Origin of the sequence: Pedobacter sp. CAN_A7, assembly GCF_015752175.1 — a bacterium.
Taxonomy (GTDB): domain Bacteria; phylum Bacteroidota; class Bacteroidia; order Sphingobacteriales; family Sphingobacteriaceae; genus Pedobacter.
The window spans coordinates 1-1,460 of record NZ_JADOUW010000008.1 but is presented as its reverse complement, the minus strand read 5'-3'; the positions used below and the strand labels follow the sequence as shown (position 1 = coordinate 1,460).

General features: G+C 49.2%; 1 rRNA gene. It reads right to left on the bottom strand.

From position 1 onward, the window contains the following. Positions 1–90: 90 nt before the first annotated feature. Positions 91–1,460 (bottom strand): 23S ribosomal RNA (locus IWX76_RS17980); the annotation flags it as partial.

Genomic DNA, 1,460 nt, shown 5'->3' with positions numbered 1-1,460 from the left:
TCTATCTTTCGATATTTATTTTTCACTAATATAACGATGACATATTATTGAAAGAAGTTAGTAATTGAAGAACAAACAACAGTGTTGTTGCTTTTGAAAGCTTCGGATGATTAGTATTACTCGACTATGCTGTCACCAGCTTTACATCTATAACCTATCAACGTAGTAGTCTTCTACGGTCCTATATGGAATTCTCATCTCGTGGCTAGTTTCGTACTTAGATGCTTTCAGCACTTATCTATTCCCAGCGTAGCTACTCTGCAATGCCCCTGGCGGAACAACAGATTCACTAGAGGCTAGTCCAACCCGGTCCTCTCGTACTAAGGTCAGCCCCACTCAAAATTCCTACGCCCACAACAGATAGGGACCGAACTGTCTCGCGACGTTCTGAACCCAGCTCGCGTGCCACTTTAATCGGCGAACAGCCGAACCCTTGGGACCTTCTCCAGCCCCAGGATGTGACGAGCCGACATCGAGGTGCCAAACCTCCCCGTCGATATGAGCTCTTGGGGGAGATCAGCCTGTTATCCCCAGCGTACCTTTTATCCTTTGAGCGATGGCCCTTCCATGCAGAACCACCGGATCACTATATCCGTCTTTCGACCCTGCTCGGCTTGTCTGCCTCACAGTCAAGCAAGCTTATGCTATTGCACTCCTCATACGGTTACCAAGCGTATTGAGCTTACCTTTGAAAGCCTCCGTTACCTTTTTGGAGGCGACCACCCCAGTCAAACTACCCATCAAACAATGTCCTCTACCAAGTAGAGTTAGACACCGAATACAGAAAGGGTGGTATTTCAACGTTGACTCCAGAACGCCTAGCGACGCCCCTTCATAGTCTCCCACCTATCCTACACATCCTGTATCCAATGTCAATGTTAAATTGTAGTGAAGGTGCATGGGGTCTTTCCGTCCCGTTGCGGGTACCCGGCGTCTTCACCGGGACCACAATTTCACCGAGCTCATGGCTGAGACAGCGCCCAGATCGTTACACCATTCGTGCAGGTCGGAACTTACCCGACAAGGAATTTCGCTACCTTAGGACCGTTATAGTTACGGCCGCCGTTTACTGGGGCTTCGATTCAATGCGTCGGTTTAACCCTAACATCCCCTCTTAACCTTCCAGCACCGGGCAGGTGTCAGGCCTTATACTTCATCTTTCGATTTTGCAAAGCCATGTGTTTTTGTTAAACAGTCGCCTGGGCCTTTTCACTGCGGCTGATATTGCTACCAGCGCCCCTTCTCCCGAAGTTACAGGGCCATTTTGCCGAGTTCCTTAGCCATGATTCACTCGAGCACCTTAGAATTCTCTTCCCGGATACCTGTGTCGGTTTGCGGTACGGGTTTTTATAACCTGAAGCTTAGCGGTTTTTCTTGGAAGTCTGATTACCTGCGCTATCCACTCACCCGAAGGCTTGCGGTACTATCGACGTTCAGCTAGAGTGGCGGATTTGCCTACC